The organism is Bacillus mycoides, from assembly GCF_001757995.1.
Taxonomy (GTDB): domain Bacteria; phylum Bacillota; class Bacilli; order Bacillales; family Bacillaceae_G; genus Bacillus_A; species Bacillus_A mycoides_B.
The window spans coordinates 39,157-65,715 of sequence record NZ_LXLV01000023.1 but is presented as its reverse complement, the minus strand read 5'-3'; the positions used below and the strand labels follow the sequence as shown (position 1 = coordinate 65,715).

The following is a 26,559-nucleotide window of genomic DNA, read 5'->3' as shown; positions in this document are numbered from 1 at the left end:
AAATTTATCCATATTTCGTTACTCCTACACCTTAAATAATACTAAGTTCCTTTCGTGAAGAAACTTAGCAAAAAAATTATTGTTTCCAAATAATGATTAAAGTGCGATTTATTATAAATACCATTCCAAGAATAATAGCTAAGGTTATTTGATCAACAACATATAGAGCAACTGAGGTAACTCCAAACAATATGATTTCCAACATAAACCTATATGGTTCTGGCAGTTTTAATGATGCTTTAGGTGCAATGAAAATCCCCCATATTGTCGCAAAAAGTAGTGGTGAGCCAATGCAAAAAATAAATTTCACATATACACTTTCCCAAAATTGAAAGCCCCAATAACATAGTGATGCAAGAGCACATAATTCTAGAAAAAATCGAATCGTTAAATTTATAGGTTTTATAAACATTTAAAGAACACCCCTTTGAAAAATATGTTTAAAATCCTATGAAAATAATATTATGCATCCGTTATTTGAACTTGATACGTGCCCATTCATGACATGTAAAAAACAATTATACAACTTATTAATATTATTCAGTTTATCTTTCTAAACTTCGAAAACTTGATCTTGACGGATAATGAATGAAAGCAAATACTTAATGACAGTGATACATATGCCTATAATCACAAAATAAAGAACTCCACGGTTTACGTTTCGCCCATTACCGAGGAGTTCCCAAAATAACTCTATAAATTTTTTTGACAGCTAACGTTCCATAATTAAAATGCGATTCATATTTAGCCTATTCCCCTTACAATTCCCCTACTACTCTTTCCCCTCTTCTCTTTCTTAAAGCTTCCCCTTCCCAAAACAACAAACTTACTAAAGCACAAACTAAAATAATCGGTACACTCGCTTTATATAAATATATAAAATACTTCCAACTAAAAAGCTGTCTTGTAATTTGGTAAAATCAAATTACAAGACAGCTTCCCTTCATATTTCCTATACAAACCTTTTTACTATTTGACTCCTGCATCTTGCACAGATTCAATTTCCTTTTTCTTACCTTCTTTTATTTCATAATAATACGAAGGTAATTCTATATTATGTTCTAAGAAATAATCCTCAATTAATGAAATAATCACTTTCAATGTTTTCAAACGAGCGTATAATTTATCATTACTCGCAATAATATGCCATTTTGCATTCGGCTTATTTGTTTCTTCAAACATGTCTTCCATTGCTTCTACGTACTCATCCCATTTTTCCCGATTACGCCAGTCTTCATCTGTAATTTTCCATCTTTTAAGAGGATTATTCTCTCTTTCTTTAAATCTCTTCAACTGTTCGTCTTTACTAATATGATAGAAAAACTTCCCTATTATGTAATGATCATCTGTTAATAATTTTTCGAAATCATTAATTTCACCATACGCTCTCGTCCACTCTTCGTTTGTAGCAAAACCTTCTACACGTTCAACTAATACACGGCCGTACCATGAACGATCGAATATAGTAATTTGCCCGTACTGAGGAATTTTCCGCCAAAAACGTTGCAAATAATGATAACGTTTTTCATGAAGCGCAGGCGCGCCAATTGGATTCACTTGGAATCCACGCGGATCAAGATGTTCAGTCACTCGCTTAATCGCTCCGCCTTTACCTGCTGCATCCCAACCTTCCATAACGAGCATAACCGCGATTTTTTCTTCTTTTAAAATTTGCTGTAGTGCTAATAAACGCATTTGATATTTTTCAAGTTTCTTATTGTACTTAGATTTCGAATCAATTCTTTTCGTTAAATCTACTTTAGCAAGATGCTCTTTTTTCATAAAATAAATCCCCCTTATTATATGACAATGTTATTTTAACATACTTATTGGAAATTTTTTCATATTCACATTCCTTTTGATTAATACTCGTACCTCTCCACCTGTATCTATCCTTTGTAAGTTGGACTCTCTTCTTTATATTGATAAATTAATCCTCCTGATATGCTTTTTAGTATCCATTAGCAAGCACTTATTATTAATCACAAAACAAGGAAACTATGCCGAAAAATCTCTACACAGTTTCCTTGTTTTGTTTTTATGTGCGTGTGGCATACTTAGGAAGATTAATAACGAAAAAATAGGGGCTCTATCGAGTTACTTATACTACAAACGAATGACAGGCGGAATACCTCCTTCTGGTAAAAAGTAAGCAAACACTGTAAATCCAATAATTAATATTGAAAATAATGTTATTCCAATTCCACCTGGTAGTGTTAGAAAAATAGTATTCGATCTTCTCTTCATAGAAAAAAACATCAAGTATATTCCTAGAAGAAGACTTATTATAGCATTAGCCACATAAACCACTACCGCACACCATGGATTGAGCTCCAATAATACACCAGAAATAAATATATACAAAAATAACAGTTGTAGAAAAATGCCGTTTCCCATACTTACTAGTTCTTTCAATATACCTTCCCCTTAAATCGCGTGGTATATTATCTCAAAAAGAGAAGATAATAACAATTAAATCCATTAAAGAATGGGAGCTCTCAAAAAATGAAACGAAAAATAATAACTTTCTTTACGCTTATATGTTTAGCACTACCAATGCAAGCTAGCGCATACACATTTCACTCACTACCAATTGCGTCAAAGTCTAAACAGTGGTATATCGAAATTGACAAATCTCATAACTCAAACAAGCAAGCGGCGCAACCAAAACACGGTGTATATGATACATATAGTTTATTCGTAAAAAACATCGGTAATGATGTCTCAAATGTATCAGTGGAAATACTTGATAATAACCCTACATCTAAAGCTACTTTTAATCCTACTACAATAAATAACAACGTTTCAAAAAGTCATACAAGCTTTGACTACATGGTATTCCCATTAGACTTTAATAGCCATAATTTCAAAGTTGTCATTACTTGGGAAGAAAAGAATTTCTCTTACAACGGTCATCCAGTAAATGAGGGTAAAAAAATGAAGCAAACATTTGTGTTTAATGAAGAGTAAGTCCTAATTTGATTAGGGCTTACTCTTTATTTACAAAACCCGATTGAATTGCTTCTGTCACTTCTTTTGCAATATGTATTTTTGTAGCGTCTACACAGATTTTTTTGTCCCAAACGTGTACGGAAGACTCTTCATTAGACAAATGCTTAATTAAGATGAATCGATTATATGTCATTTTATTTTCTATAGGAGTAGCAATATACACCGTAAAATTCTTTGCTTCAAATACCTTTTCTTCCAAAACGTATTTACATCTCAACTCTGCTACTACTAAATCATTTAGGTTTTCTATAGTCATATACCATATCCCCCTTTTAGCCTACATAATCAATCGAATCGCCGAATACTTGGTACAGACAATGCCATTCCAATTGTTATGAGTACTAAAATAGCTAGCATTATAATTGTTATCTTTCCACCTATTACAGTAGCTAACCAGCCTACAACCACATATCCTAATGGTAATAAAGCAAATGAACCTAACATATCAAGGCTTGCCACTCTTCCAAATGCTTCTTCTGGTACAAGATCTTGTAAACTTGTTTCCCAAATGAGCCCAAATATCATAATACCGAATCCTTCAATTGCCATTAAAGCTATTAAGGCAGGCGCCCAAGAAACGAAAGGCTTAATTAATAACGCCATTCCACTAATTAAAACACCACCATACGCAAATAATCCTCTCTTATGCCACTGCTGCCTCCCACCAAAAATTAGTGCTGCAATTACAGCTCCAGCACCAGAAGAAGCCATACCCAATCCATACACGTAAGCTTCAAAATGATGATGAACATTAAACAACCATGGAATTAATACAACGATAATGCCTGCATAACAAATATTAACGAAAGAAAAGACTAGAATAGTAATCCACAACCACGGATGACTTTTTAGAACAAGAATCCCTTCCATAAAATCTTTTTTGTAATTGACTTTATTTCTTTCAAATTTCTGTACTTTATTAAACTTTATTTCTTTTAAAAATAATAAACATAAAAATGATAGCAAATATGTTACTGCATCCAATCCAAATCCTATTCCGGCGGATGTAACTGAAACGATTAATCCTCCAAGCGCTGGGCCAATTAATCGTATGCCTTGATTACTCATTTGCGTTAATGCGTTAGCTGCATTTCGAATTTCCGGTACAAATACTTTTGCTCTTACAGCCGCATACGCCGGCTGAAATATCCCTTCCATAAGTCCATATAATGCAACAAGTACATATAATAGCGTAATCGTTAACAAATCCATAAATATAAATATAGCAAGTAATAGCATTAATATGCAGCGGATTATATCTGTAAATAACATCAATTTCACCCGGTCAATTCGATCTACGACTAATCCAGCAAACGGTAACGCAAGAATATTAGGAAGCATGTACATTGCCATAGTCATTCCCATTACAACTGTTGAACCAGTTAATGAATAAACAACGATAGGCAGAATAACCATCGTTATTGAACTGCCTAATGTCGAGAGTAATTGTCCGATCCATAAAAACTTAAAGTGTGGTGATACTTTAACTGGTAATAATAATTTACCGACATAACCTAAATTTTTCTCTGTTGGTATTTCTCCTTGCATAGCTCTCTCCTCTTTTCAAATTAAGTTAATATCCGGTGACAAAAACAGAAAATTCAATCTTTTATACCTTTAATTATATATGAAACTGTTAAATTATTGGTAAAAATATAAAAAAGAAATTTATAATGAATCTACAAATATTACACGTTGAATATAAATTAAAAAGGTGTTTTCATATATGAAAACACCTTTCCACTTTATAATTTTAAGTTCTTCTTCAATGTCCAATATTTTTCTGGAGCATTTTCAAGTGAGAATTCTACCCAGCCATTTGGATCTTCACGATATACATTTACTTTTGTACCATTTTCTAATTTTCCAACTTCATTTTGTGTAACGTTTGGTACACTCTTAATTGGGTTGTTAAACGGGAATGGAACTTGATAGTAAGATCCTACTGATTGAACAGTAGCTTTCGCATCTTTTGCGTAATCTTTATATGGAATTGTTTCGCCTAATGCATCTACATTTAATGTATTAGGGTTTTTCGGTAATCGTTTTACATTTTGATAATCTTTGTTATTGAAAGGCTTAATACGCTCCATAATATTAGCAATTTTGCCAGCCCATTCTTTATCAGTTGAATACATTACATTCATCGCAGGTAATGTGTAACCTTTGAAATACTTAGCACCTTGTTCTAAGTAATTCTTTCTCACATAATCAGCATTGTATGAAATACTTAATCCATAAGATGGTAAATATTTTGCATGTGCGAATGGGTCCCAATCATACGCTCGTAGTCCAAATAAATTATGTTTACGATATGCAATTTCTGATTTCCCGTATCCAGACTCTAAGATTGCATGTGCTGCTAAATATAAAGAGTTCACGCCATACTCGTTTTGCGCTTTAATAAAGTCTTGTCCAACTCCAACAAGCGGACTATCGGGATGATATCTTTTAATATAATTATCAATCTCTTGAGCTGTTACATTAGAAGGTAATGTTACATCTAAATCGATATATGATGCCATAGCATTAAATAAAAATTGTGCATATTCTTCACGTGTTAAAACACTAGTTGGATTAAATGCACCTGCTCCATTACCAGCAGCAACGCCGTTAGACTCTAATGCACTAATCGCATCATTTGCCCAATGATCTTTCGGAACATCATTAAATGTATGATTAGCTTTTACTTTTAGTTTAAAGGCTTTCTGTAAAATTACAGCCATTTCAGCACGAGTTAAAGATTCTTTCGGTCTAAATGTTCCTTTACCATCACCTACGAAAATCCCCATATCTGTTAAAGTTAAAATTTCATTTTGGAACATTGTTGTCCCTTCTTTAATATCAGAGTAGGGATTTTTATATTCGCTTTTCGCTTCTGGCTTTAATGCACGATATATTAATGCGGCTACTTGCTCACGATTTACAACATCCCCGAATCCAAACTTACCATTATCATATCCTGCAATAATTTCTTTTGACGTTAAATTAGTAATTGCTTTATACGACCAATGATCTTTCGGAACGTCTGGAAATTCTTTTTCAGCTGCAAATGCAGTTGCTGGAGCCATCACTACTTGAAGTGCGACTGTCACTGCTAACACATTAGAAATAACTTTTTTCATATTTTTTTAACACGTTATGTATATGCTTGTCCCGTGTTAACTTGCCTCCCTTTATAATAAAATTTTCCCTATCAAACTAACAAACTCTTAATTAGTCAACAGTAAAAGTATACGTGATACAAATAAACTAATCTACCATTATTTTATTTATAATCAGCATAATACGATATATCTTTTTATTTCGATACAAAATTATATAAACTCATATAAAAAGTCCATCATCTCTATATAGATGATGGACTTAACAATTAATATTTTTTATTTAGCTAAACGATATTTTGAAACATCGAAACCTTTCCACTCATAATAATCTAAAATCCCAGCATAAACTGCCTCTGCAGCAATTTGTCTTCCTGATTCAGTAGCTAATTTACCATTATCTATATTATTATCAATAAAAGCAAGCTCTGTTAAAACTGCTGGTACTGTATTATTATTTACTACATAAAGTGAATGATTGTCTTTTATATTTCTATCTCTTGTATGTAGTGCTTCTACTACTCGTTTTTGAATTTTCTTCGCTAATACTTCGCTATCCTTTTCAATCTGTGTCTCTTCTCCACGCTTGGATTTTTTATAATAATACGTTTCTGTTCCATAACCATCATGATTTTCAGAAGCATTTGCATGAATGCTTACAAATATATCTCCATTGTTCTCTTGACCAAATTTCACTCGATTCGCAAGAGATTCATTTTTGTTACTTCCTGGATTTCCGTTCTCTTCACGTGTTAACAAAGCTCTTAAAGGTGTATTTTTCTCTAACAACTTCTGTAATCTTAAAGATGTATCAAATACAATTTCACTTTCCTCTACACCTTGTCCTGGATTCCCTGGATCAAATCCTCCATGACCAGGATCAATAATAACTACCTTTTCTACTAAAGGGTTACCTATTTTAAGAGAATCTGCCTTTTTAATAAATTGAGCTGCCTCTGCTTTAGTTAGAATTTTTTCAGGCTCCTATTTATCACCAGTACCAACAGAAATCCCTAATTCAACTAGGATGTTAGCTTTTGCTTTACCCCAGCTTTTTTCTAAATCACTGAATTTAGTTGCTGGAGTACCATTTACTTTAGAATCTAATTTGTAAGCTTCTACAATAAGAGAGGCCATTGAAACTCGGTCAATTTTCCCAGTTGGATCAAATACGCCTGGGCCTTTCCCTTTAACAACACCAGCTTTTTCTACAGCTGCGATGTATGGGGTATACCATCCGTTTTGAGAGTCACCGAAAGATGGTTTAGCATCTTTATCGAATGGTAAGTTTAAGATTTTAGCCATCATTGTAGCTGCTTCTGCACGAGTGATCTCTTTTCCAGGCTCGAACATTCCTTTCTCGTTACCTGTAACTGCGCCTTTTTCTGCTAAGTAGTTAATAGAATCTTCTGCCCAGTGCCCTGCTGGGACATCTGGAAACGTTTTTGTTTGTGCGAAACTACTAGATGAATAAGATAATATACTAGCTGCTATTACTCCTGCTGCGATTATTCTATTTTTCATAGAATATATTCCCCTCTCAAGTACAAGTTTTTATATAACAGAGTAATTATAGTTCTGAAAATTAGTAATAGTCAATTTTATTTTGTATAATTTTGTCTTATTATTGTATTTTTTGGAACAAATATCTATAGTTAAAAACTATAAGATTCTTATTATATCCCGCATTAACGGGCAGTAAGACCCCCACCTCAAAATTCAGCGAATGCAAAGAAGTTAGGTGGGTGATCAACTGCCCGTAAAAGCCCGATTGGTTCAACTAATAATCAGTGGGAGATGAAGAACCCCCCACTGATTAAAGTTTCACTTTATAAGAGGAGAGATTCGTATGAGAAAGAATTGGAAAAATATAGAACACCGTATTTATACAATGTGTATGATTCAGCGGAATAACGAAGTATTGCTAATACAGCGCCCCGATCATCTAGGCTTCCCTGGTTACATCGCTCCGGGCGGAAAAGTAGATTTCCCAGAAAGTATCGTTCAAGCCGCTATAAGAGAAGTAAAAGAAGAAACTGGATTACTTGTTTCAAATTTAACTTTTAAGGGATTAGATGAATACGTAAATCCGAAAGAAAATGTTCGATATATGGTATTTAACTATTGGACAGATTCATTTGAAGGTGAACTCCTTTTGAATCCTCCTGAAGGCGAATTATTATGGGTGCCAATTGATACAGCACTCAATCTTCCTATGCAAGATTGGTTTAAAGAGAGATTCCCATTATTTTTTGAAAAAGGTAAGTTTGAAATTCAACGTGTTTGGGACCGAGACTTGGATAAACAAGTTGCTATGACAATTACCCATACGTAAAAAAGCTTGGAATCTCTCCAAGCTTTTCTTACTTTCCCTCTATTTTCTTAATCTCATAATCAATTTCTAAAAACTTAACTCCAAATATCCACATTCTATGGTTAGCTGTTAACATTTGATCCGTTCCCTCTTTGATGATAAAAGTCTCTGCTAATGGTAAGCATATTGTAAAGAAGCGAGTATGTAAGTAAATCCCTTCATCTCCCTTACGACTCTTTCTTAGCTTACTTGTAATTATTAACTGGTTCGTATCATTGCACAACTTCAAAATACCAGTCATATTCGAGTATGGTAAAGGCAATGCGATATTCATATATGTCTCGTTTTTGTATGCATGCTTTGAATAGAGGGCTACAAAAATTATTTGTCCCTCTTCATTCTTTCTTAGCCATGCCCTCACGTTTTCCCTACCATCGCTTTCATCTTTTACACTAACGATAGACCCTTGCATTGCTTCCCACTTACCACCCATCCCTAAATGTATTTGCCCTACACGCTTACTCATTTTTGCATAACAAAATGCAAATGGCCGAAACCAACGAGCCCAGTTAATGTTTGCTTGTAAATGATACTCTTTCGTATGCTCATAAAAGTGAATAATACTTAAAGGTATTTTCGTTTCATCAAAGGTATCACTATGAAAATTACTCATTTTATCAACTAGTCCACTATATTCCTTACTATCTACTAATCCTCGGCTATGTAAAAAACGCTCTCCGACTGTTACATTCCCTCTTAATTTACTCATTGTTTTCCCATAATACTTATATTTCGGAGTACTCTTTTCAATCATCCAACCGAGAAAAGCTGGTAACGCTACTCCAATTCCATTTACAACACCGTGAATCCAAACCATTTGTGCAATTGTAATCGTCATTACTTGTTTGAAATTTCCGTATGAATATATGAGTGAAAACATTATTGTTACCATAAGTGTGCTAGAAGAAAGAACTAAAAGTACCTTCGCACTTATAGTATTGAATTTCGTTCTCCACATGTAAACTCCATATCCATAAATCGCACATAAATATATGAACACTACAAAAAATTCAAATATCCTTGAGTATGTAATTCCTATCGCAACTGTCATAGGTGAAATAACTATGATAAACATAATAGCATCATATACTTTACTTCTCTTTTCTCTTTTCCTCCCTATTAAACCCGCTGATAATGGTAATAAAAACGCCGAATAATGAAAGTGTGCCGCTGTAAGTAAAACAATGTCAGAACTAAAGTGCATAATTGAAACCTTTGCTAATGAAGCAAAAAACCAAAAACCACCTAAAAACAAATAAATAAACGCACTATCGATAGCCGTCTCTTCTATCGGTTTCCATCCTCTTTCTAACAATCTACTTACACCAAATAACGCAATGATTCCTGTATATGCAAACCAAAGTAGCGCAAAGAAATAGTGATTTGTTACGAAAGCTAGCATTGCACTGATTGCTGCGATTGGATATAAAAACGATACAAATTTATAAAATAATACATACGATCCATTTCTTTTTTTCTTGTCAATCATACAAAAAGACATCGGTATAAATAACAAAATAGATAATAAAATAATTGCTTCAACTGGGTTTACATTTGACCACTCACATATTAGAAAAATAGTATAGCAAGCAAGTCCAAATATTATATTTTTCATCTCGTTTATTCCCTTTCCACAAATGTTCCCTTATATGAAAATAATGAACCAATTAACGGATTTCGTACTTGTACATGAATTCGAAAACATTGTAGTGTTTCATCATAACTTTCTACAATTTTTGCATCTCCGTATAAAAATCTAGGTAACGGTATTTTTCTTCCAAACATAAAAAACCATTGTTTCTTTGAAGAAATATGCATCCCGCCTTTTTCATCAATATAAAAATTCAATGTAGAAACGAGTAAATGTGGCTCACCAAAATAATCTACAATTTCATTATTCTCTTCATCCAACTGCATAACGGCGTTAAAATATCTTTTCTTATTATGAAAATAAAAAGTACGATTCCACCGTACAAATTCTTTCCCCTGTTCATCTCGCTCAGCGGTATTATGTATCGTAAATGGCACTTTCTTTCCTCGCTCAGAGAAAAACATTCGAAACTTCGATGCAATTTTCAAAATCAATTTAACGAAAAAAGAGCCACCGTAAATTTCATCCATTTCCCCTTCCCCAATAAAGCTATTTTCCTTTGTTATCGCATATCGTTCCTGCAATTTTGGATGAAGCCTTTTATAAGAATCCCCTAATAATCTTTCATAAATATTAACCATATACTTATCCCTTTCTCGTCCTCTTACAATTTTTTGCGCTCGGCAAATTAGTGCTATTCATATAACCGACAATCGATAACCCTATTAGAAGAAAATTTAATGTAATCGGATTAAACGGTTGCGTAAAACTTGTAATATTCGTAACTCCTGCCACTATAGTTAAGCCTATTAACATAACAATATGTACTATAAACAACTTTCGCTTTTGAAGTGGCAATAGCCACATAACACCCCATATTATTTCTAAAAATCCAACTATTTTAAGTATAAAAATACTACTTTCATTCGATCCGATTAGTGCAGAAAGCATCTTTACTTCTTCTGAATGAGTAAACATCAATTTCGGTACAATCCCTTGATATAACCATACGAAGGCAAATAAAAAGCAAACGAGCCAATACGTCATCGTTCTTCTAATTAGCAACTTAGGATGAAGTCCCTTTTCTAACCATAATTTTAAAGCATCAAAACTCCATGCTGTCGCCCAACCTAATAAAGGCCGAAAAACATATGAATCTATCACATTCCCTATGAGACCAAACCTTGTATCATAATCATATTGCGTTTCAAAATGAATATGTTCTCCATTCGGTGTATACTTCCAATAACCTCGTCCTATTTGTATAAGTGATAACTTATTGTCTGTCCAAAATTTCAATGAGGAAATGCGTTCTCCAGTTTCTTTTCTTATTTCACCTATCGATTCTCCTTCTCCGGATATTTCAAGCCCAAATCCAATCTTTGTTTTATATAAAAACTTCTGTGGTTCTCCTTCTTTTTTCTCTAAATACGAAATTTCCGTAAAACGAGCATCCCACTCTGTATGTATATCAGGCTCTTGTGTATATTCCCACAGTTTTTCCATTGTTGTGTTCATTTCTGTTGCTACATAAATAGGCTTTTTCTTCTCCATCCTTCCACCTCCCAAGCGCTATATTTTTAATGTACATGCAATGAATTGATTTTGCTACATTTTTCACAAACTAATCTGAATAAAAGATAGTATTTTAAAAATATATACAAAACACTTGATTCCCTGAAAAATTTAAATTATTATAAAACAAATGTTACCAACAACTTCATAAATCATACACTCTCGCCTAAAACGTGAGATAGAGGTTGCAACGCTTATAAGTATTCTAAAGGAGACACAGAGATGTCTATGATCTTAGAGGAAAGGAAGTGTTGCCGAAATCGATAAATTTCTCTGCATTTATCGATTGGGGCTGTTTTCGAATAGAAACAGAACTGTCATATGTACAGACGTGTACGTATGAAGAGCTATCTACAAAAAAGAGATATCATTTTTATGATATTCCTTTTTTGGCGGTTTTTTTATTAGCTCCGTTTTCTGTTTCCCTTTTCCTGTAACAGCACCATCCTCACTTATTTGAGATGGTGTTTTTTGTTTTTCTCTCTGGTAACTACAGGAATATTGGGATTTATATATGTCCTAACCTATTCTTAAAAATGGACGAAAGAAGGAATTCGTAATGGAAACAATTGTACAAAAATTTGGTGGTACTTCTGTCGGAAGTATTGAACGCATTCAACATGTAGCAAATTTAATTATTGAAGAATATGAACGAGGACATAGTATTGTCTCTGTCGTTTCAGCAATGGGAAAAAATACAGATGAACTTGTAGCACTCGCCAATGCTATTACAGAAAATCCAAGTAAACGTGAAATGGATATGCTTCTAACAACAGGAGAGCAAGTAACGATTTCTTTATTAACGATGGCACTACAAACAAAAGGTTATAACGCAATTTCATTAACAGGATGGCAAGCTGGTATTACGACTGAATCTGTACATAGTAGTGCACGGATTACTGACATTAACACAAGCCGTATCCAATCCTATCTTGCTGATGGCACGATTGTTATATTAGCTGGCTTCCAAGGAATAAGTGAAGAAAATGAAATTACAACTCTTGGCCGTGGTGGTTCCGATACAACTGCTGTCGCACTAGCCGCTGCACTAAAAGCGAAAAAATGTGATATTTATACAGATGTGACAGGCGTATATACGACCGATCCACGCATAGTACAAGATGCCTATAAATTAGATGAAATTTCTTACGATGAAATGTTAGAGCTTGCCAACCTCGGTGCTGGCGTATTACACCCACGCGCTGTTGAGTTTGCTAAAAATCATAATGTAGTTTTAGAAGTACGATCAAGCATGGAACAAAAAAACGGAACAATTGTAAAAGGAGAATGTAACATGGAACAACAATCAATCGTTAAAGGTATTGCATTTGAGGATAATATTACACGCGTCACAATTAAAGGATTAGAACAAGGTGCACTTTCAACAGTTTTCTCTACATTAGCAGCAGCACATATTAATGTAGATATTATTATTCAAAGTATTACAAATGAAGGAACTGTTCACCTCTCCTTCTCGATCCATTCTAATGATTTAAGAGAAACATTAGAAGTGTTAGAACAAAATCAAGAAGCACTTCACTATGAATCTGTAGAACATGAAAATCATTTAGCAAAAGTATCAATTGTAGGATCTGGTATGGTATCTAACCCGGGTGTCGCTGCGAATATGTTCACTACTTTAAAAGAAGGCGGTATTCATATTAAAATGGTAAGTACATCTGAAATTAAAGTGTCAGTTGTAATTGACCGTATTCACTTAGTAGATGGTGTTGAAGCACTACATCAATCATTTATGGCGAAAATTGAGCCTTTAGTGCAAATGATTTAATTTCCGCTGGTGAAATTTACAATAAATTATATTAATCTAATTCCTTCCTATATAAATAGAAAGCTGTCTACATAGAATTTTAAAACTCTATGCAGACAGCTTTTTATCTTGTTATCAATATCCAAAAATCATTATAAAACAATTGAAATATTCATTATACCCTTTCCTAGGAAATATAAATGACTCTTCTTACTTCTTATCACATATATCCTTTCGCTCTTTCCCTTGAAAAAACGACCTGAATTCATTCAAAATAACTTTCTTCACATCAGAGTAAAAAACCATCATGAATAGTGCAATTCCTAATAAAACCTCTTGAATTCCTTCATAATCAATGAAAGCACTCATAATTAGCAAACCAAAGCCAATATAAAAACCAAACTCATTCTCTTTCTCAAAATCTTCATCTTCTTCATCAATATGTATTTTCTCTTTAAAGTTTTGATTACCTTTTATTAACTCATCAAGCGTAATATTAAACATTTCGCTCAGTAAAATTAAATTATCAATATCAGGGAAACTCTTATCATTTTCCCACTTGTACACAGCCTGCCTCGTTACACCGATTTTCTTAGCGACATCTTCTTGTGAAAACCCTTTTGATTCTCGTAATTTTTTTAGTTGTTGCCCTACGCTCATAACGTTCCCTCCTTTAACAAATTATTACATAAAAGGAGCAAGAAAAGAAAGTAACCATTGGTAAAACTCACTGTAAACTATTCGTTTACACAACAAAAAAGTGAGAGAAGCTCCGTGTTTGAGCTACTCTCACTTCTATTAAAACAAATGAATGTTTTCTTTCTTGCAAGCTTCACGTAAATCGTTAGGCCATACAGAAGATTGAACTTCACCGATATGTGCTTTACGTAAGAAGTACATGCACATTCTTGATTGTCCAATACCACCGCCAATTGTTAATGGTAGTACGTCTTCTAATATACCTTTATGGAAATCATACTCACGTTTGAAGTCATCACCAGTTTTCGTTAACTGTTCATCAAGTGATTTACTATCAACACGAATTCCCATTGATGATAATTCGAATGAAGCTTGTAGTACTGGGTGCCAGAATAAAATGTCACCGTTTAATTTCCAATCATCGTAATCAGCTGCGCGTCCATCGTGCTTTTCACCTGAACGGAGTGCATCACCAATTCCAATAATAAAGACTGCACCATGTTCTTTCGCAATTGCGTGTTCACGATCTTTCGGTGTTAACTCTGGATATTTGTCTTCTAGTTCTTGGGAAGTAATGAAAACAACCTCTTCTGGTAAATATTTTCCAAGGAACGGATATTTTTCAAATAAGTGATCCTCTAACTCTTTGAATATTCCATAAATTGTTCGTACTGTTTCTTGTAAGTAATCTACAGTGCGCCATTCTTTTTGAACGATTTTTTCCCAATCCCATTGGTCAACGTAAATGGAATGTGTTGCATCAAGCTCTTCATCACGACGAATCGCGTTCATGTTTGTATATAAACCTTCACCAGCTTCATATCCGTATTCATGTAATGCGAATCTTTTCCACTTCGCTAGTGAATGCACAATTTCTAATTCTTCTCCTGAATGTAACATATCAAATTCAATTGGACGTTCTACACCGTTTAAGTGATCGTTTAATCCTGATTTCTTCGTTACGAATAATGGTGCAGATACGCGGAATAGTTCAAGGCGTTTTGCTAATTGGTCCTCGAAAAATGTTTTAACTTCCTTAATTGCGATTTGAGTCTCTCTTACTGTCATTAATGATTGATACATGGTGGTTTCCTCCTAAAATGTTTGGATGTTGTGAAAAGAAGCCAACAAAAAAAGCCCTTCTTTCCCAAAAAACTGGGACGAAAGACTTTGGTTCCGCGGTACCACCCAAATTAGCAACAGAGGTTGCTCACTTATACAGTACGGAGATTAAAAAATCTCGATACTGTTCTTCTTGTAACGGCGAAGTTCCCGGCTAAGTCTACTTTCCTATAAAGGATTTCGGTTAGCGACTCCAGGAGGTTCTTCATAATAGGCTTCGTATCAGGCTCACACCGTCCCTGACTCGCTTAAACTACATCCTACTACTACTCGTCCTTTCATAGTCGTTTTGTTGTCACATCTCTGAAACATTTTATTAATGATTATTCTATACAAAAAATAGATAAAGTCAACAAAAAGTTTTAAAATATTTTTCAATTCTTTATTTTATGCCTTTACCGACTGTTCTTAATATAACATTTTTATTTCCTTTGTCTCTTCAATCCAAAAAACATTTCACTAATTGAAACTAACATATATACAACAACTAGTGTGATTGTTCGAAAAATAGAATCCGCAGTATTTCTTATTATTTTCATTTTATTTGTAATTCCTTTCAGTTTACCCGCAATTTCATGATATACTATAGCATTCAAGCAGTTTGTTTTTACTTAAAGCAAGCATAGTCATTTATCGATAGTATTTTTCTAAAACATTGGCTATTATCAAATCAGATTTTTTATATAACGGAGTGATCATATGAGTAAAACGAAAGCAAAACCGAAAAAAGGTGTAGGACAAGGTACAGGAAGTAAAGGATGGAACCGTTGGCAATCAAGTGCGAAAAAGAAAGCTGCAAAACCATACAAAAGTAAAGGTACAAAGAAATAAAATAAATAGTGGGAGATGAACAACTCCCACTGATTAAAGTTTCACTTTATCTCTTTACTTTGTACAAAACAAAATATAATTATTACAACAAAAAAGCTATGCTTTCATCTCTGTGAAAGCATAGCTTTTTCCATATTAAATCATAAGAATATCACGGATTTCTTCCTCCGTAATAGAAGATAACTTCTCTTCTCCTGGCTCGATAATTTCAGCGATTAAGTTTTTCTTACTCTCTTGTAACTCGTGCATTTTTTCTTCAATTGTTCCGTGGGCTACTAACTTAATAACTTGCACTGTATTTTTTTGTCCCATTCGATACGCCCTATCCGCTGCTTGTTGTTCAACAGCTGGATTCCACCATAAATCATACAATATTACCGTATCTGCACCTGTTAAATTCAAACCGGTACCACCAGCTTTTAACGAGATAAGAAATAAATCCCCTTCTCCTTCGTTAAAACGATTGCATAACTCTACACGTTCTTGCGCTGGTGTACTCCCGTCTAAATAAAAGTACGGAATGGCTTGACGGTTTAATTCTCGTCCGATTATTGAAAGCATCTTCGTAAATTGAGAAAAGATAAGAATTCTCTTTCCTGTACTTCTACATTCCTCCAAAATTTCTAGAAGTTGTTCAAATTTAGCTGAACTTCCTTTGTAATCGTCAACAAATAAAGCAGGATGACAACAAACTTGCCGAAGCCTCGTTAAACCAGCTAAAACCCGAATTTTATTTTTACGTAACGTATCTTTATCCAAATGTTTTAACGTTTCTTCTCTTAACTTTGCTAAATAAGCGGCATAGAGCCTTTTTTGGTCCGGTAATAGTTCTGATGATTGTAAGTGCTCAATTTTTTCTGGTAGCTCCTGTAATACATCTTCCTTTAACCTTCTTAACACGAAAGGTTTTACCCGCTTCGCAATATCTTCACGTCTTAAATCGCCAAACTCTTTTCTTCCTGGTAATAATTCTGGGAAGACGACGTGGAAGATAGACCATAGCTCTTCTAATGAATTTTCTACAGGTGTTCCTGTTAATCCAAAACGGTACTCCGCCTGAACTGTTTTTACCGCTCTTGCAGTTTGCGTCGTATGATTTTTAAATGCTTGTGCTTCATCAAGAAATAGCGTATGAAATGGCTGCGCATATAACCTTATATCTCTTCTCAGTAAAGGATATGACGTAATTACTACATCAAATTTCGTTACATCTTTTAAAATTTTTCGGCGCTCTTCTTGATTTCCATCTGCAATAACAGCTCTAATATGCGGAGTGAATTTTTTTAACTCGCTAAGCCAGTTGTAAACAAGGGAAGACGGAGAAACAACTAATATAGGCAATTTCTTCTCTTGAATTTCCGGCAAAACAGAGTCTATAAAAGCAATACTTTGCAGCGTTTTCCCAAGTCCCATATCATCTGCTAAAATACCACCAAAACGGTAATAAGCGAGTGTTTTCATCCACTGAAATCCGTATGTTTGATACTCTCTCATTATCGCATCTAAGCCACTTGGCACCGCAAACTTCAGCTTTTTAGGGTTTTGAATGTTCTCTACCAATTCTTGAACGGATTCATCTAAACTTAAAACATTTCCTTCTTGCAATGAATTCATCCATTTCACACTACGAATAAGAGGGACATCAATTTCTTCACCTTTTAGAAATTCTTTTCGAATACTCGACTCTTTTATAAACTGATTAATGTCATTAAACTCTTTACTCTCAAGTGATAATAAAGAACCATTTGCTAGTCGGTAATATTTACGCTTCTCTTCAAGCGCGACTAATACCCCTTTAATTTCTGCCTCTGGAATACCTTTTATATCAAAGCGGAATGATAACCAATCAATTCTTTCTTTCCTTCTAACTCTTATAAGAGGAACAGTGTCCCCTTTATGAATTCGTAATTTGATGGCTGTCGTCGCATAAATATCAACTAAACCTTTTAACGTTGGAACAGCGTGATATAAAAAGTTATATTCAGCATCTTCATTATGCATAAAATAACCACCTTCAGTCTTTGCAAAGGCGCTATCGTTCATAATGTCTAAAATCTCTTTTTCCTTTTTCTCATCACGATTAAAAACAGATGGTTGTCCATCCTCTTCTAACGGGTTAATTATGACGTTTCCATAGTGAAATTCAAGACCTGCTAATAAACGATTTTTCACTCGATCTAAATATAATTTCGCTTTTAGTGCGGGCGTTTCAACACGATCGGATATTATCTCATCTATTCGCACAGTTCCAAGCTTCATTAAACCTGGAACAACTTTCGCTACAAAGTGCTCCATCTTATCCGCCGGAATATACAATTGATTACTACTAGAACGATTCATCATTTTTTGTAATTCAATAAGCCGCTTGCAATCCTCGGCGTTCAACTGATACAGTTTCCCTTCGAATAGAGCATAGCCATACGTATCCATTACCTCAACTTGTTGTAACCCATCAATATAAAGTGTAAATCCACTGTTACTGCCTTTATTAAACTCAAAATGCAAAGGAAGTAGTCCTTTTGAAATATGCAAACCATGGAACGATTGTCCACCTTGATTAAGTCTCACACACTCAACTTTAGAAAGTAAAGAAAGCATATCCGTCCATGAAGCTGGCGGTATTAAAATCATACTATCATCTTGTTTTGCGTGTACTTCCAGCGTATCTTCATACATTTTTTCGTTATGATAAATTTTAATTAGTTGCTGAATAATCGCATCCGTTTCTTGCCTGAAGCTATGTACATCCGGTGTATATGTAAATTCATTCGAACAATTAAAAGACTCTCTTTTCTCCACTTTAGAAAGAAATTCTCTAATATGATTTACGAAATACGTTTTGGCAAGTTTCAACTGAATTCCTAGAAGTGCCCCACCATTTTTCGTAACTACTGGTGTACAATTAAACTCAATATCAAGTATTTCACGTGTATCAAAACGGTGTTTTTTACTTTTTGGCCTCAGTGGTTGTTCTGCAAACAACTGAAACATCCCGCTTGTTAATTGTTCATTTTTGCTCATGTTTCCGCTACTAACAGGCAACATTCCACCGGTTTGCTGATTATAATTTATTTGTATCAATACTGCCGCAACATGTTGACAGTACGTTTGAAAAGAAGCTAATGAAGGACAACTACATTTCGCAACAACATCACCTTTTTTAGCTTTTTCTACTGTAACATGAAAATCTTCATTCCCTTTTACCGTCGCCTCGCAAATTTCTTTATTTTCATCATAATGATTTACTATCACTTTATTTGATTTATAATAAGCTTCGCCTCTTTTATATGAGGTCTCTCCACATACTTCTTTAATAATCGATTTATTTAATGTAAAACCCATTGTTTTGACACTTCCTTAATTTAAAACCAGTTTCTCTTAACTAACATTTTACATGCTCTACGAGAAAATATAAAATGTAGATTTAATAAAAAAAGATGCTCATTTATAAGCACCTTTTTTCACTCTATCTCCATCAACCGTTTCGCCTCAAAATACAATACTTGAATAAACTTTTTCGTATTAATGCGTGTATGTCCAGAAGTTGCTACTTCTTCCTTTGTCATTTCTGTCATCCGTTTTCTAACTACAGTGAAATCAAAAAATTTCGGAGCATAGCTTTCAAATTTCGGATTCGAAAAGTCCGTTAATCCTAAGGAAGCTAAATGATTTAACGATTGATAAATCGCTCTACGTACCCTTTGCTCAGATGCTTTTTTCTCTTTATCTATATCCGTATCTAAAGCTATAGCCCCTAATTTCCTTATCGTAATATGATGAAAAATATCTTTTAGCGCAGGAAATCCAAATTCAAACGTTTGCTCTTTTTCTTGCCCATATAAATATTCCAGCATACTAAGTAAGTCTTTACTTCCATTCTCTCCCGCAATACCAAGTTCTGATAATAAATAGCGTCCTGAATCCGCTATTTTTTTCCCTTCTTGCATTGGCTCATTTCGAACTTGCGGCTGTTCCCACTTGAAAACGTTATTCAATGATTTTTGAATATCATGTATAGACCGCTCTAAACGAATACGTTCCATTACTTTTCTTACAACAGATACAACCTCAATTTTATTTAATGGTTTTGTAATATAATATTCCACTCCAAGTGTATACGCCTCACCAATAAGCTGTTTCGATTCAACTTGAGAAATCATAATAATTTTCCCTGTAAAGGAGGACGCAATATGGCGAACTGTTTCAATCCCGTCTCGCATTGGCATTAATAAATCAATAAATAAAATATCTACTTTTTTAAAATTCAATTGATCTGCTTCAATAAAAGCTCCGTCTTCCGATTCTCCAATTACTTCCCCAAGATCGCCATCTTCAATAATTTGCGAAAGCATAGAGCGGAAAACTTCATCATCATCTACGATATAATAAAACAACTTTATTCCCCTTCCCGCTTTAAACTGCACTCCGGTAAACAAACGACAAACTTACACCCTCTGCCAGTTTCTCGGTCTTCTAATCTTACTTCTCCTCCGAGTTCTGTTACCATTTCGTTTATGTAAGAAAGTCCAATTCCAGTTGATGGTGTTCCCGTTTGATCATACTTTGAAGTAAATCCCGGTTTAAATACTAATTTCTTATATTTTTGCGCAATACCAGGGCCATCATCAATTACTTCAAAGAATATATGTTTATCAAGTTTATATAGCTTAATAATAATAGCCCCACTATTCTCAATTGCTTCGACTGCATTGGCAACTAAATTATTAAAAATGGATAAGACCGTATACACATGATATTCTGCATGCTCACCTTCTATATGTTCAGAAAAACGTATATCTTTTTCTAACATTTCAGCGTACTTCTCATTTATTCTCACAATCATTTCCGCAAGCTCATGACCTTCTACATACTCAGCCACATTTTTATCTAATAACAATTTAGATAATCCTGCAAAAATCCTTTGATTATCCTTTTTTATTTCGTGTACTTCCCCCGCTATTTTCAATGCTGTTTTACTGCTCGAATCATCGTTCGCTTGTAAATTACGATATAATTGATACGCTTCTTGTGTAATTAACTCCGCATTTTGTAACGTTTTTTTCAAATGAACAGATTCTACATATAAATTAGAAAGGTGCATCAACATTTTTTCATTTTCTTTTCGCACTTGTGATTCTTTTAATTTCGTTTCATACAAATTCATCATATTTAAAAAACCAAGCGCAAAGAAACTACGAAAAATAGCAATAATGATGAGTTTATTCACTTCAGAATCGGTTATTGTTGTACCGAGCACTAACATATGATAAAACGCAAGTTCTGACATACTTGCGATAATTTCAATTGTAATCCCAAGGCAACCAATAACGATTGGCTTCTGATGAAACTTATTCACCCTACAAAGCGAAAAAAGACTTCCATAAATAAAATAATAAAAGAACACAGGATAGCGCAAATAAAATGATTCTGTCATATGAAATGAACCTTGCATGATCCAATCAAGAGATACACGGAATAAGACTACAGATATACCGACAAGAATACCTGCAGCAGCTGCTGGTATTTTTCTTAAAAATAATAACAAAAAGAAGAAAAGCGGTGTCCCGAAGCTAACGCGAAACGTATCATTAAAAGGATGAAAATTCAGCTCTCCAGCAATCGGAACAACAACCATTAAAATAATTAAAAGAGACATATCTTTCTTCCATAATTGATTCCAATTCAAAGCTGCCACTTCCTATGTATTTTTTCAAAAATAAACAAGGAAAGCCCGCTTATTATTATAAACGGGCTTTTTTTCTATATTCTAACCTTTTCTACCGCTTTTATTTGGCGATACTCCGGTTCCCATATTGCTTCTTTTACTGCAATCTTAATATCGTTATCACTTAAGTTCTCTCTAGCAACACCTTCTGCAACTGCAACTTTCGCTACTTCAATTGCAACCATTTCAGAAATATTACGTAACTCTTCAACTTCTGGCAAAATAGGTGCTCCTGGCTGACTTGTATCTACCATACTTGCAACTGCTTCAGCTGCTGCCGCAAACATACCGTCTGTCATTACGCTTGCACGAACAACAATTGTACCAAGACCTAGTCCTGGGAAGATAAGTGCGTTATTTGACTGTCCAATCACATACGTTACACCGTTATATGTAACCGGTTCAAACGGACTTCCTGTTGCAACTAACACTCTTCCTTCTGTCCACTCGATTAAATCTGCTGGTTTCGCTTCAGCAAGTGGCGTTGGATTCGACATCGGTAATATGATTGGTCTTTCTACGTGAGAAGCCATTTCTTTAATAATTTCCTCTTTAAATGCACCCGCAACAGTAGATGTACCAATTAAAATTGTCGGTTTTACATGTTTCACAACTTCAGCAAGTCCGATCACATCATTTTGTTTCCACTCACTTACTTCAGCTTCTTTTCTTGCATATGGAATTTGGAAATCAAGAAGATCTTCCATATTATCTGTAACTAATCCATTACGGTCAATACACCAGAAACGATTATGAGATTCTTCGTCTGATAATCCGACGCGAACCATTGCATCTCTTACTTGATCTGCGATACCGATTCCAGCCGTACCAGCACCAAACACAACGACACGGTGTTCACTTAACGGTACACCAGAAACTTTTACTGCCGATAATACTGCAGCAAGTGAAACTGCACCTGTACCTTGAATATCATCATTAAATGTACAAACGTCATGACGGTATTTATCTAAAATTTTTCGTGCATTTCGAGAACTGAAGTCTTCCCAATGTAAAAGTGCTTTCGGGAATTGTTTATTTACCGCTTGGACAAATGTATCAATAAATTCATCGTAAGATTCACCTGTTATACGAGGGTGACGATTTCCAATATAAAATGGATTGTTTAATAGCTCCTCACGATTTGTACCTACATCTAAAATTACCGGTAATACACGGCTAGGATCGATTCCAACTGCGGCCGTATATACAGCTAATTTCCCGATCGCGATGTTAATTCCACCAACACCCCAGTCACCAATTCCTAATATACCTTCTCCATCTGTTACAACGACTAAATCAATGTTTTCAGCTGTTGCACCGATATTTGCAAATGCTTCTTCAATACCTGATGGATCGTTAATTGATAAATAAACCCCACGCGGTTTACGGTATTCATGACTATATCTTTGAATTGCTACACCTACAGTTGGTGTATATACTACCGGTAACATTTCACGTAAATGATCTGTTAATATACGATAAAATAATACTTCATTTCGATCATGTAACGCTGTTAAGTATACATTCTTTAATAAATCATCCGGCTGAGAACAAAATTGTTCGTATGCTCGGCGCGCTTGTTCTTCTAACGTTAAAACCGCTGGCGGTAATAACCCTTTTAAGCCTAACTCTTCTCTTTCTTCTTGTGTGAAAGCTACCCCTTTATTTAAAAGTGGTGTTGATAATACTTCTACTCCTCTTAATGTTGTTTCTAATGAACCATTAGAAGCCACTGTAAACTTACTCATAACATCCCTACCTCTATTCATATATAGCATTTCTATATTGTAAACAAAAAAGAGGGGATTGTCCCCCTCTTCTTTTAATTTTTCTTTAAAAGAGTTGCTCCTGCAATCCCTGGATGTGTCATTTCGAATGGATCTAGAATTAACTCTAAGTCTTCTTGTGACAATACACCATTTTTCACACAAAGTTCTCGAACGGATTGACCTGTTGCAATTGCTTCTTTTGCAACACGAGCTGCTGCTTCATAACCGATATGGGGGTTCACGGCTGTAATAATTCCTACACTTTTCTCAACATACTCTTTTAAGCGATCTTCATTCGCTTCAATTCCTTTTAAGCAATTATCTGTAAAGGCACGGAAACCGTTATTCATAATGCTAATAGATTGAAGTAAGTTGAAAACAAGTACTGGTTCCATAACATTTAATTCTAATTGTCCTGCTTCTGAAGCAAGGCAAATTGTATGGTCGTTACCAATTACTTGGAACGCAATTTGATTAATTACTTCTGGCATAACAGGGTTTACTTTACCTGGCATAATAGATGAACCTGGTTGACGAGCTGGTAGCATAATTTCTGCTAATCCAACACGTGGACCTGATGCCATTAATCGAAGGTCGTTCGCAATTTTAGACATGTTCATCATACATACTTTTAACGCTGCAGATACTTCAGTGTACGCATCAGTATTTTGCGTTGCATCTACTAAATCTTCAGCACCAACAAGCGGTAATCCACTAATTGTAGCTAAATGTTTTACAACTGCTTCAATATACTCTGGGTCTGCATTTAAGCCTGTACCAACTGCAGTTGCTCCCATGTTTACTTCATATAAATGTTGACGAGACTGCTGAATTCGTTTCATATCACGCTCAAGTACGCGAGAGTATGCTTTGAATTCTTGTCCAAGACGAATTGGCACAGCATCTTGTAAATGCGTACGACCCATTTTAATAACATGGTCGAACTGTTCTGCTTTTAATTCAAATACATCATGCATATAACCCATCGTTTGTAATAAGCCTTCTAATGCATTTAATGTTGCAATATGAATAGCTGTTGGGAATGCATCGTTTGTTGATTGCGCCATATTCACATGACTGTTTGGACTAATATAATGATAGTCTCCCTTTTCCATTCCTAATAATTCAAGGGCACGATTGGCAATGACTTCATTTGCGTTCATATTCATTGAAGTACCTGCACCGCCTTGGATTGGATCGACGATGAAATGATCATGCCATTTCCCATCAAGAATTTCTTGTGATGCTTCTGCGATAGCACCACCCTTTTTCAATTCCAATCTTCCTACATCTGTATTAGCAAGTGCTGCTGCTTTTTTAACAATTGCGAACGCTTTAATCAAGCCTTCATGGACTTTGTATCCTGTAATTGGGAAATTCTCTACTGCACGCATTGTTTGTACGCCGTAGTACGCATAATTTGGCACTTCTTTTTCACCTAAAAAATCTTTTTCAATTCGCACTCCATTTTTAACTTCAGTTAATGTTGCCATGACTTTTCACTCCTAAACGATTTCTTATGCTGCTTTTGTTTGTTTGACTGTTTCTACATATTGTTTTGCTTTCTCATCATCGAATTCGCCTTCCCACTTCGACATAACAATGGCAGCTAATGCATTTCCTAATACATTGACAGATGAGCGAATCATATCTAAAATACGGTCAATTCCCGCAATTAATGCGATGCCTTCTAACGGTAATCCCATTGATCCTAACGTTGCTAATACAACAACGAATGATGCACCCGGAACTCCCGCCATACCTTTGGATGTTAACATGAGAACGAATAATAGCGTTATTTGCTCCGTCAGTGACATGTGAACACCGTACATTTGTGCAACAAACAATGCCGCTAACGCCTGATAAATAGCTGATCCAGTCAAGTTAAATGTATAACCTGTCGGAATTACGAAAGAGGCAACTGCCTTTGGACAACCGAACTCTTCCATCTTTCTCATTATATTAGGTAAAACAGCTTCTGAACTTGCTGTCGTAAATGAAAGAATAAGTTCTTCTTTTAAAATTTTCATTAATGTAAAAATGTTTACTCCGACCATTCGTGCATTAATACCTAATACAATCACAACGAATAGTATAACAGTTACGTATACAGCTAGCACTAGTTTTCCTAAAGGAAGTAGTGTGCCTACACCAAATTTTGCAACCGTAACAGCAATTAATGCGAATACACCAAATGGTGCAAACTTCATAACTTGATTTGTGACCCAGAACATTGCTTCGAGTACACCTTCGAAAAAGTTAAAAACAGGCTTTCCCTTTTCACCGATTGCTGCAACTCCTAAACCGAATAGTACTGAGAAGAATATAATCGGTAATAAGTCACCTTGTGAGATAGATTCAAATACGTTTTTCGGTACGATATGAACAATCGTTTCAGCAAACCCTTTCTTCTCTGTTGCATCTGCAGTTTGTTTATAAGAAGAAATATCACTTTGCTGTAAATTACTCATATCAACGCCAGTACCTGGTTGGAATATATTCGCTGCAAGTAATCCCATTAAAATAGCAATCGTCGTAATAATTTCGAAATAGAGAATTGTCTTACCGCCCAGTTTCCCAAGCTTTTTCATATCACCTACACCAGCTACCGCAACAATTAATGCTGAAATAACAATCGGTACTACAATCATCTTAATTAAATGAATAAATATATCCCCAACTGGTGTGATATAAGAAATCGCCGTTTTATTGCCATAAAAGATTGCCCCTACTACAATCCCTAAAACAAGTGCGACAAAAATTTGTGTTGCCAATCCGAATTTTTTCATTTATGTTCATCCCCTTTATGCGAACGCTTTCATTTCGTATTTATAAAAGCTTACTCACACATCATATAAGCGAACCTACAAAATCATACAAAAACCTACAAGTTTGTCACAAAAAATTCGAAAATTTTTCTCACCTTATTCATTGACACCTTTTCTAAAAAAAGAAATAAAATAAACTTGATAAAACATCAGATTATTTC

At 34.7% G+C, this 26,559-nt stretch carries 21 protein-coding genes, 2 pseudogenes, 1 riboswitch and 1 other annotated feature; of the genes and pseudogenes, 4 read left to right on the top strand and 19 right to left on the bottom strand.

The genetic code is table 11. From position 1 onward, the window contains the following. Positions 1-76 precede the first annotated feature (76 nt). The 4 genes and pseudogenes from BWGOE10_RS08560 to BWGOE10_RS08550 form a co-directional block, all read right to left on the bottom strand. Entirely contained in the window at positions 77-412 is a 336-nt protein-coding gene (locus BWGOE10_RS08560) for a YrdB family protein (RefSeq protein WP_070141700.1), read from the bottom strand. Positions 413-758: 346 nt separating this feature from the next. Then, a pseudogene (locus BWGOE10_RS33110) lies at positions 759-881 on the bottom strand (MFS transporter); the annotation flags it as partial. An 88-nt stretch (positions 882-969) separates the two neighbouring features. After that, entirely contained in the window at positions 970-1,782 is an 813-nt protein-coding gene (locus BWGOE10_RS08555; protein ID WP_070141699.1) for a polyphosphate kinase 2 family protein, read from the bottom strand. 324 nt (positions 1,783-2,106) lie between these two features. Further along, complete coding sequence (locus BWGOE10_RS08550; RefSeq protein ID WP_070141698.1) at positions 2,107-2,415, bottom strand: alpha/beta hydrolase; 309 nt, start codon at positions 2,413-2,415, stop codon at positions 2,107-2,109. 90 nt (positions 2,416-2,505) lie between these two features. Here BWGOE10_RS08550 and BWGOE10_RS08545 point away from each other — a divergent pair, with 90 nt between their 5' ends. Beyond that, positions 2,506-2,970, top strand: a complete 465-nt coding sequence (locus BWGOE10_RS08545; protein ID WP_070141697.1) for a hypothetical protein — start codon at positions 2,506-2,508, stop codon at positions 2,968-2,970. Between the two features lie 19 nt (positions 2,971-2,989). On the opposite strand, the gene BWGOE10_RS08540 is transcribed toward BWGOE10_RS08545, so the two are convergent. From BWGOE10_RS08540 to BWGOE10_RS33800, 4 genes and pseudogenes are all read right to left on the bottom strand, one after another. Beyond that, positions 2,990-3,268, bottom strand: coding sequence for a hypothetical protein (locus BWGOE10_RS08540; protein ID WP_070141696.1), 279 nt, complete (start codon positions 3,266-3,268; stop codon positions 2,990-2,992). 29 nt (positions 3,269-3,297) lie between these two features. Beyond that, positions 3,298-4,560, bottom strand: a complete 1,263-nt coding sequence (locus tag BWGOE10_RS08535) for an MFS transporter (protein WP_070141695.1) — start codon at positions 4,558-4,560, stop codon at positions 3,298-3,300. Positions 4,561-4,757: 197 nt separating this feature from the next. Further along, positions 4,758-6,137, bottom strand: a complete 1,380-nt coding sequence (locus BWGOE10_RS08530) for an S-layer homology domain-containing protein (protein WP_070141694.1) — start codon at positions 6,135-6,137, stop codon at positions 4,758-4,760. Positions 6,138-6,395: 258 nt separating this feature from the next. Continuing rightward, a pseudogene (locus BWGOE10_RS33800) lies at positions 6,396-7,640 on the bottom strand (N-acetylmuramoyl-L-alanine amidase). 325 nt (positions 7,641-7,965) lie between these two features. Between BWGOE10_RS33800 and BWGOE10_RS08520 the strand changes: the two are divergent. Next, the gene (locus tag BWGOE10_RS08520) at positions 7,966-8,451 is read left to right on the top strand and encodes an 8-oxo-dGTP diphosphatase (RefSeq protein ID WP_070141693.1); all 486 of its coding nucleotides are present in this window, start codon (positions 7,966-7,968) and stop codon (positions 8,449-8,451) included. A gap of 28 nt (positions 8,452-8,479) precedes the next feature. Here BWGOE10_RS08520 and BWGOE10_RS08515 read toward each other — a convergent pair whose 3' ends face one another. Genes BWGOE10_RS08515 through BWGOE10_RS08505 form a run of 3 tightly spaced genes read right to left on the bottom strand, consistent with a single transcriptional unit; the run spans position 8,480 to position 11,635 of the window. After that, positions 8,480-10,105 carry a YndJ family protein gene (locus BWGOE10_RS08515; protein ID WP_070141692.1) on the bottom strand — a complete coding sequence of 542 codons (1,626 nt, stop codon included), beginning with the start codon at positions 10,103-10,105 and terminating at the stop codon, positions 8,480-8,482. 5 nt (positions 10,106-10,110) lie between these two features. Continuing rightward, positions 10,111-10,722 carry a DUF4166 domain-containing protein gene (locus tag BWGOE10_RS08510; RefSeq protein WP_070141691.1) on the bottom strand — a complete coding sequence of 204 codons (612 nt, stop codon included), beginning with the start codon at positions 10,720-10,722 and terminating at the stop codon, positions 10,111-10,113. Positions 10,723-10,726: 4 nt separating this feature from the next. After that, positions 10,727-11,635, bottom strand: a complete 909-nt coding sequence (locus BWGOE10_RS08505) for a DoxX-like family protein (protein ID WP_070141690.1) — start codon at positions 11,633-11,635, stop codon at positions 10,727-10,729. 192 nt (positions 11,636-11,827) lie between these two features. Beyond that, positions 11,828-12,014, top strand: a riboswitch (Lysine riboswitch). Between the two features lie 201 nt (positions 12,015-12,215). Between BWGOE10_RS08505 and BWGOE10_RS08500 the strand changes: the two genes are divergently transcribed. Then, positions 12,216-13,445 carry an aspartate kinase gene (locus BWGOE10_RS08500; RefSeq protein ID WP_070141689.1) on the top strand — a complete coding sequence of 410 codons (1,230 nt, stop codon included), beginning with the start codon at positions 12,216-12,218 and terminating at the stop codon, positions 13,443-13,445. 189 nt (positions 13,446-13,634) lie between these two features. Here BWGOE10_RS08500 and BWGOE10_RS08495 read toward each other — a convergent pair whose 3' ends face one another. Both BWGOE10_RS08495 and asnA read right to left on the bottom strand, forming a co-directional pair. Beyond that, the gene (locus tag BWGOE10_RS08495; protein WP_070141688.1) at positions 13,635-14,084 is read right to left on the bottom strand and encodes a helix-turn-helix domain-containing protein; all 450 of its coding nucleotides are present in this window, start codon (positions 14,082-14,084) and stop codon (positions 13,635-13,637) included. Between the two features lie 138 nt (positions 14,085-14,222). Further along, complete coding sequence (asnA, locus tag BWGOE10_RS08490; protein WP_070141687.1) at positions 14,223-15,206, bottom strand: aspartate--ammonia ligase; 984 nt, start codon at positions 15,204-15,206, stop codon at positions 14,223-14,225. 70 nt (positions 15,207-15,276) lie between these two features. Next, positions 15,277-15,536 (bottom strand) — a binding site (T-box leader). 408 nt (positions 15,537-15,944) lie between these two features. Here asnA and BWGOE10_RS08480 point away from each other — a divergent pair. Next, entirely contained in the window at positions 15,945-16,076 is a 132-nt protein-coding gene (locus BWGOE10_RS08480; RefSeq protein ID WP_000047589.1) for a DUF3934 family protein, read from the top strand. Positions 16,077-16,211: 135 nt separating this feature from the next. Here the strand turns inward: BWGOE10_RS08480 and BWGOE10_RS08475 are convergent, their stop codons facing one another. From BWGOE10_RS08475 to BWGOE10_RS08450, 6 genes are all read right to left on the bottom strand, one after another. Further along, on the bottom strand, positions 16,212-19,418 hold the full coding sequence (locus BWGOE10_RS08475) for a DEAD/DEAH box helicase (protein ID WP_070141686.1): 3,207 nt from the start codon (positions 19,416-19,418) through the stop codon (positions 16,212-16,214). 119 nt (positions 19,419-19,537) lie between these two features. After that, positions 19,538-20,470 carry a response regulator gene (locus BWGOE10_RS08470; protein WP_070141685.1) on the bottom strand — a complete coding sequence of 311 codons (933 nt, stop codon included), beginning with the start codon at positions 20,468-20,470 and terminating at the stop codon, positions 19,538-19,540. A gap of 2 nt (positions 20,471-20,472) precedes the next feature. After that, on the bottom strand, positions 20,473-21,771 hold the full coding sequence (locus BWGOE10_RS08465; RefSeq protein ID WP_098786156.1) for an ATP-binding protein: 1,299 nt from the start codon (positions 21,769-21,771) through the stop codon (positions 20,473-20,475). 65 nt (positions 21,772-21,836) lie between these two features. Further along, a complete protein-coding gene (gene malS, locus BWGOE10_RS08460; RefSeq protein WP_070141949.1) occupies positions 21,837-23,549 on the bottom strand; it encodes an oxaloacetate-decarboxylating malate dehydrogenase in 1,713 nt (570 codons plus the stop codon). Between the two features lie 74 nt (positions 23,550-23,623). Further along, a complete protein-coding gene (gene aspA, locus BWGOE10_RS08455) occupies positions 23,624-25,063 on the bottom strand; it encodes an aspartate ammonia-lyase (RefSeq protein ID WP_070141683.1) in 1,440 nt (479 codons plus the stop codon). 24 nt (positions 25,064-25,087) lie between these two features. Next, entirely contained in the window at positions 25,088-26,359 is a 1,272-nt protein-coding gene (locus BWGOE10_RS08450; protein WP_070141682.1) for a cation:dicarboxylate symporter family transporter, read from the bottom strand. Between the last annotated feature and the right edge of the window lie 200 nt (positions 26,360-26,559).

Excerpts from the sequence above, each read along its gene's own strand:
- BWGOE10_RS08540 (WP_070141696.1), bottom strand. The coding sequence starts at position 3,268 with ATGACTATAGAAAACCTAAATGATTTAGTAGTAGCAGAGTTGAGATGT.
- BWGOE10_RS08520 (WP_070141693.1), top strand. The coding sequence starts at position 7,966 with ATGAGAAAGAATTGGAAAAATATAGAACACCGTATTTATACAATGTGT.
- BWGOE10_RS08555 (WP_070141699.1), bottom strand. The coding sequence starts at position 1,782 with ATGAAAAAAGAGCATCTTGCTAAAGTAGATTTAACGAAAAGAATTGAT.
- BWGOE10_RS08475 (WP_070141686.1), bottom strand. The coding sequence starts at position 19,418 with ATGGGTTTTACATTAAATAAATCGATTATTAAAGAAGTATGTGGAGAG.
- BWGOE10_RS08535 (WP_070141695.1), bottom strand. The coding sequence starts at position 4,560 with ATGCAAGGAGAAATACCAACAGAGAAAAATTTAGGTTATGTCGGTAAA.
- BWGOE10_RS08495 (WP_070141688.1), bottom strand. The coding sequence starts at position 14,084 with ATGAGCGTAGGGCAACAACTAAAAAAATTACGAGAATCAAAAGGGTTT.
- asnA (WP_070141687.1), bottom strand. The coding sequence starts at position 15,206 with ATGTATCAATCATTAATGACAGTAAGAGAGACTCAAATCGCAATTAAG.
- BWGOE10_RS08545 (WP_070141697.1), top strand. The coding sequence starts at position 2,506 with ATGAAACGAAAAATAATAACTTTCTTTACGCTTATATGTTTAGCACTA.
- BWGOE10_RS08530 (WP_070141694.1), bottom strand. The coding sequence starts at position 6,137 with ATGAAAAAAGTTATTTCTAATGTGTTAGCAGTGACAGTCGCACTTCAA.
- aspA (WP_070141683.1), bottom strand. The coding sequence starts at position 25,063 with ATGGCAACATTAACTGAAGTTAAAAATGGAGTGCGAATTGAAAAAGAT.
- BWGOE10_RS08500 (WP_070141689.1), top strand. The coding sequence starts at position 12,216 with ATGGAAACAATTGTACAAAAATTTGGTGGTACTTCTGTCGGAAGTATT.
- BWGOE10_RS08450 (WP_070141682.1), bottom strand. The coding sequence starts at position 26,359 with ATGAAAAAATTCGGATTGGCAACACAAATTTTTGTCGCACTTGTTTTA.
- BWGOE10_RS08510 (WP_070141691.1), bottom strand. The coding sequence starts at position 10,722 with ATGGTTAATATTTATGAAAGATTATTAGGGGATTCTTATAAAAGGCTT.
- BWGOE10_RS08515 (WP_070141692.1), bottom strand. The coding sequence starts at position 10,105 with ATGAAAAATATAATATTTGGACTTGCTTGCTATACTATTTTTCTAATA.
- BWGOE10_RS08560 (WP_070141700.1), bottom strand. The coding sequence starts at position 412 with ATGTTTATAAAACCTATAAATTTAACGATTCGATTTTTTCTAGAATTA.
- malS (WP_070141949.1), bottom strand. The coding sequence starts at position 23,549 with ATGAGTAAGTTTACAGTGGCTTCTAATGGTTCATTAGAAACAACATTA.
- BWGOE10_RS08480 (WP_000047589.1), top strand. The coding sequence starts at position 15,945 with ATGAGTAAAACGAAAGCAAAACCGAAAAAAGGTGTAGGACAAGGTACA.
- BWGOE10_RS08505 (WP_070141690.1), bottom strand. The coding sequence starts at position 11,635 with ATGGAGAAGAAAAAGCCTATTTATGTAGCAACAGAAATGAACACAACA.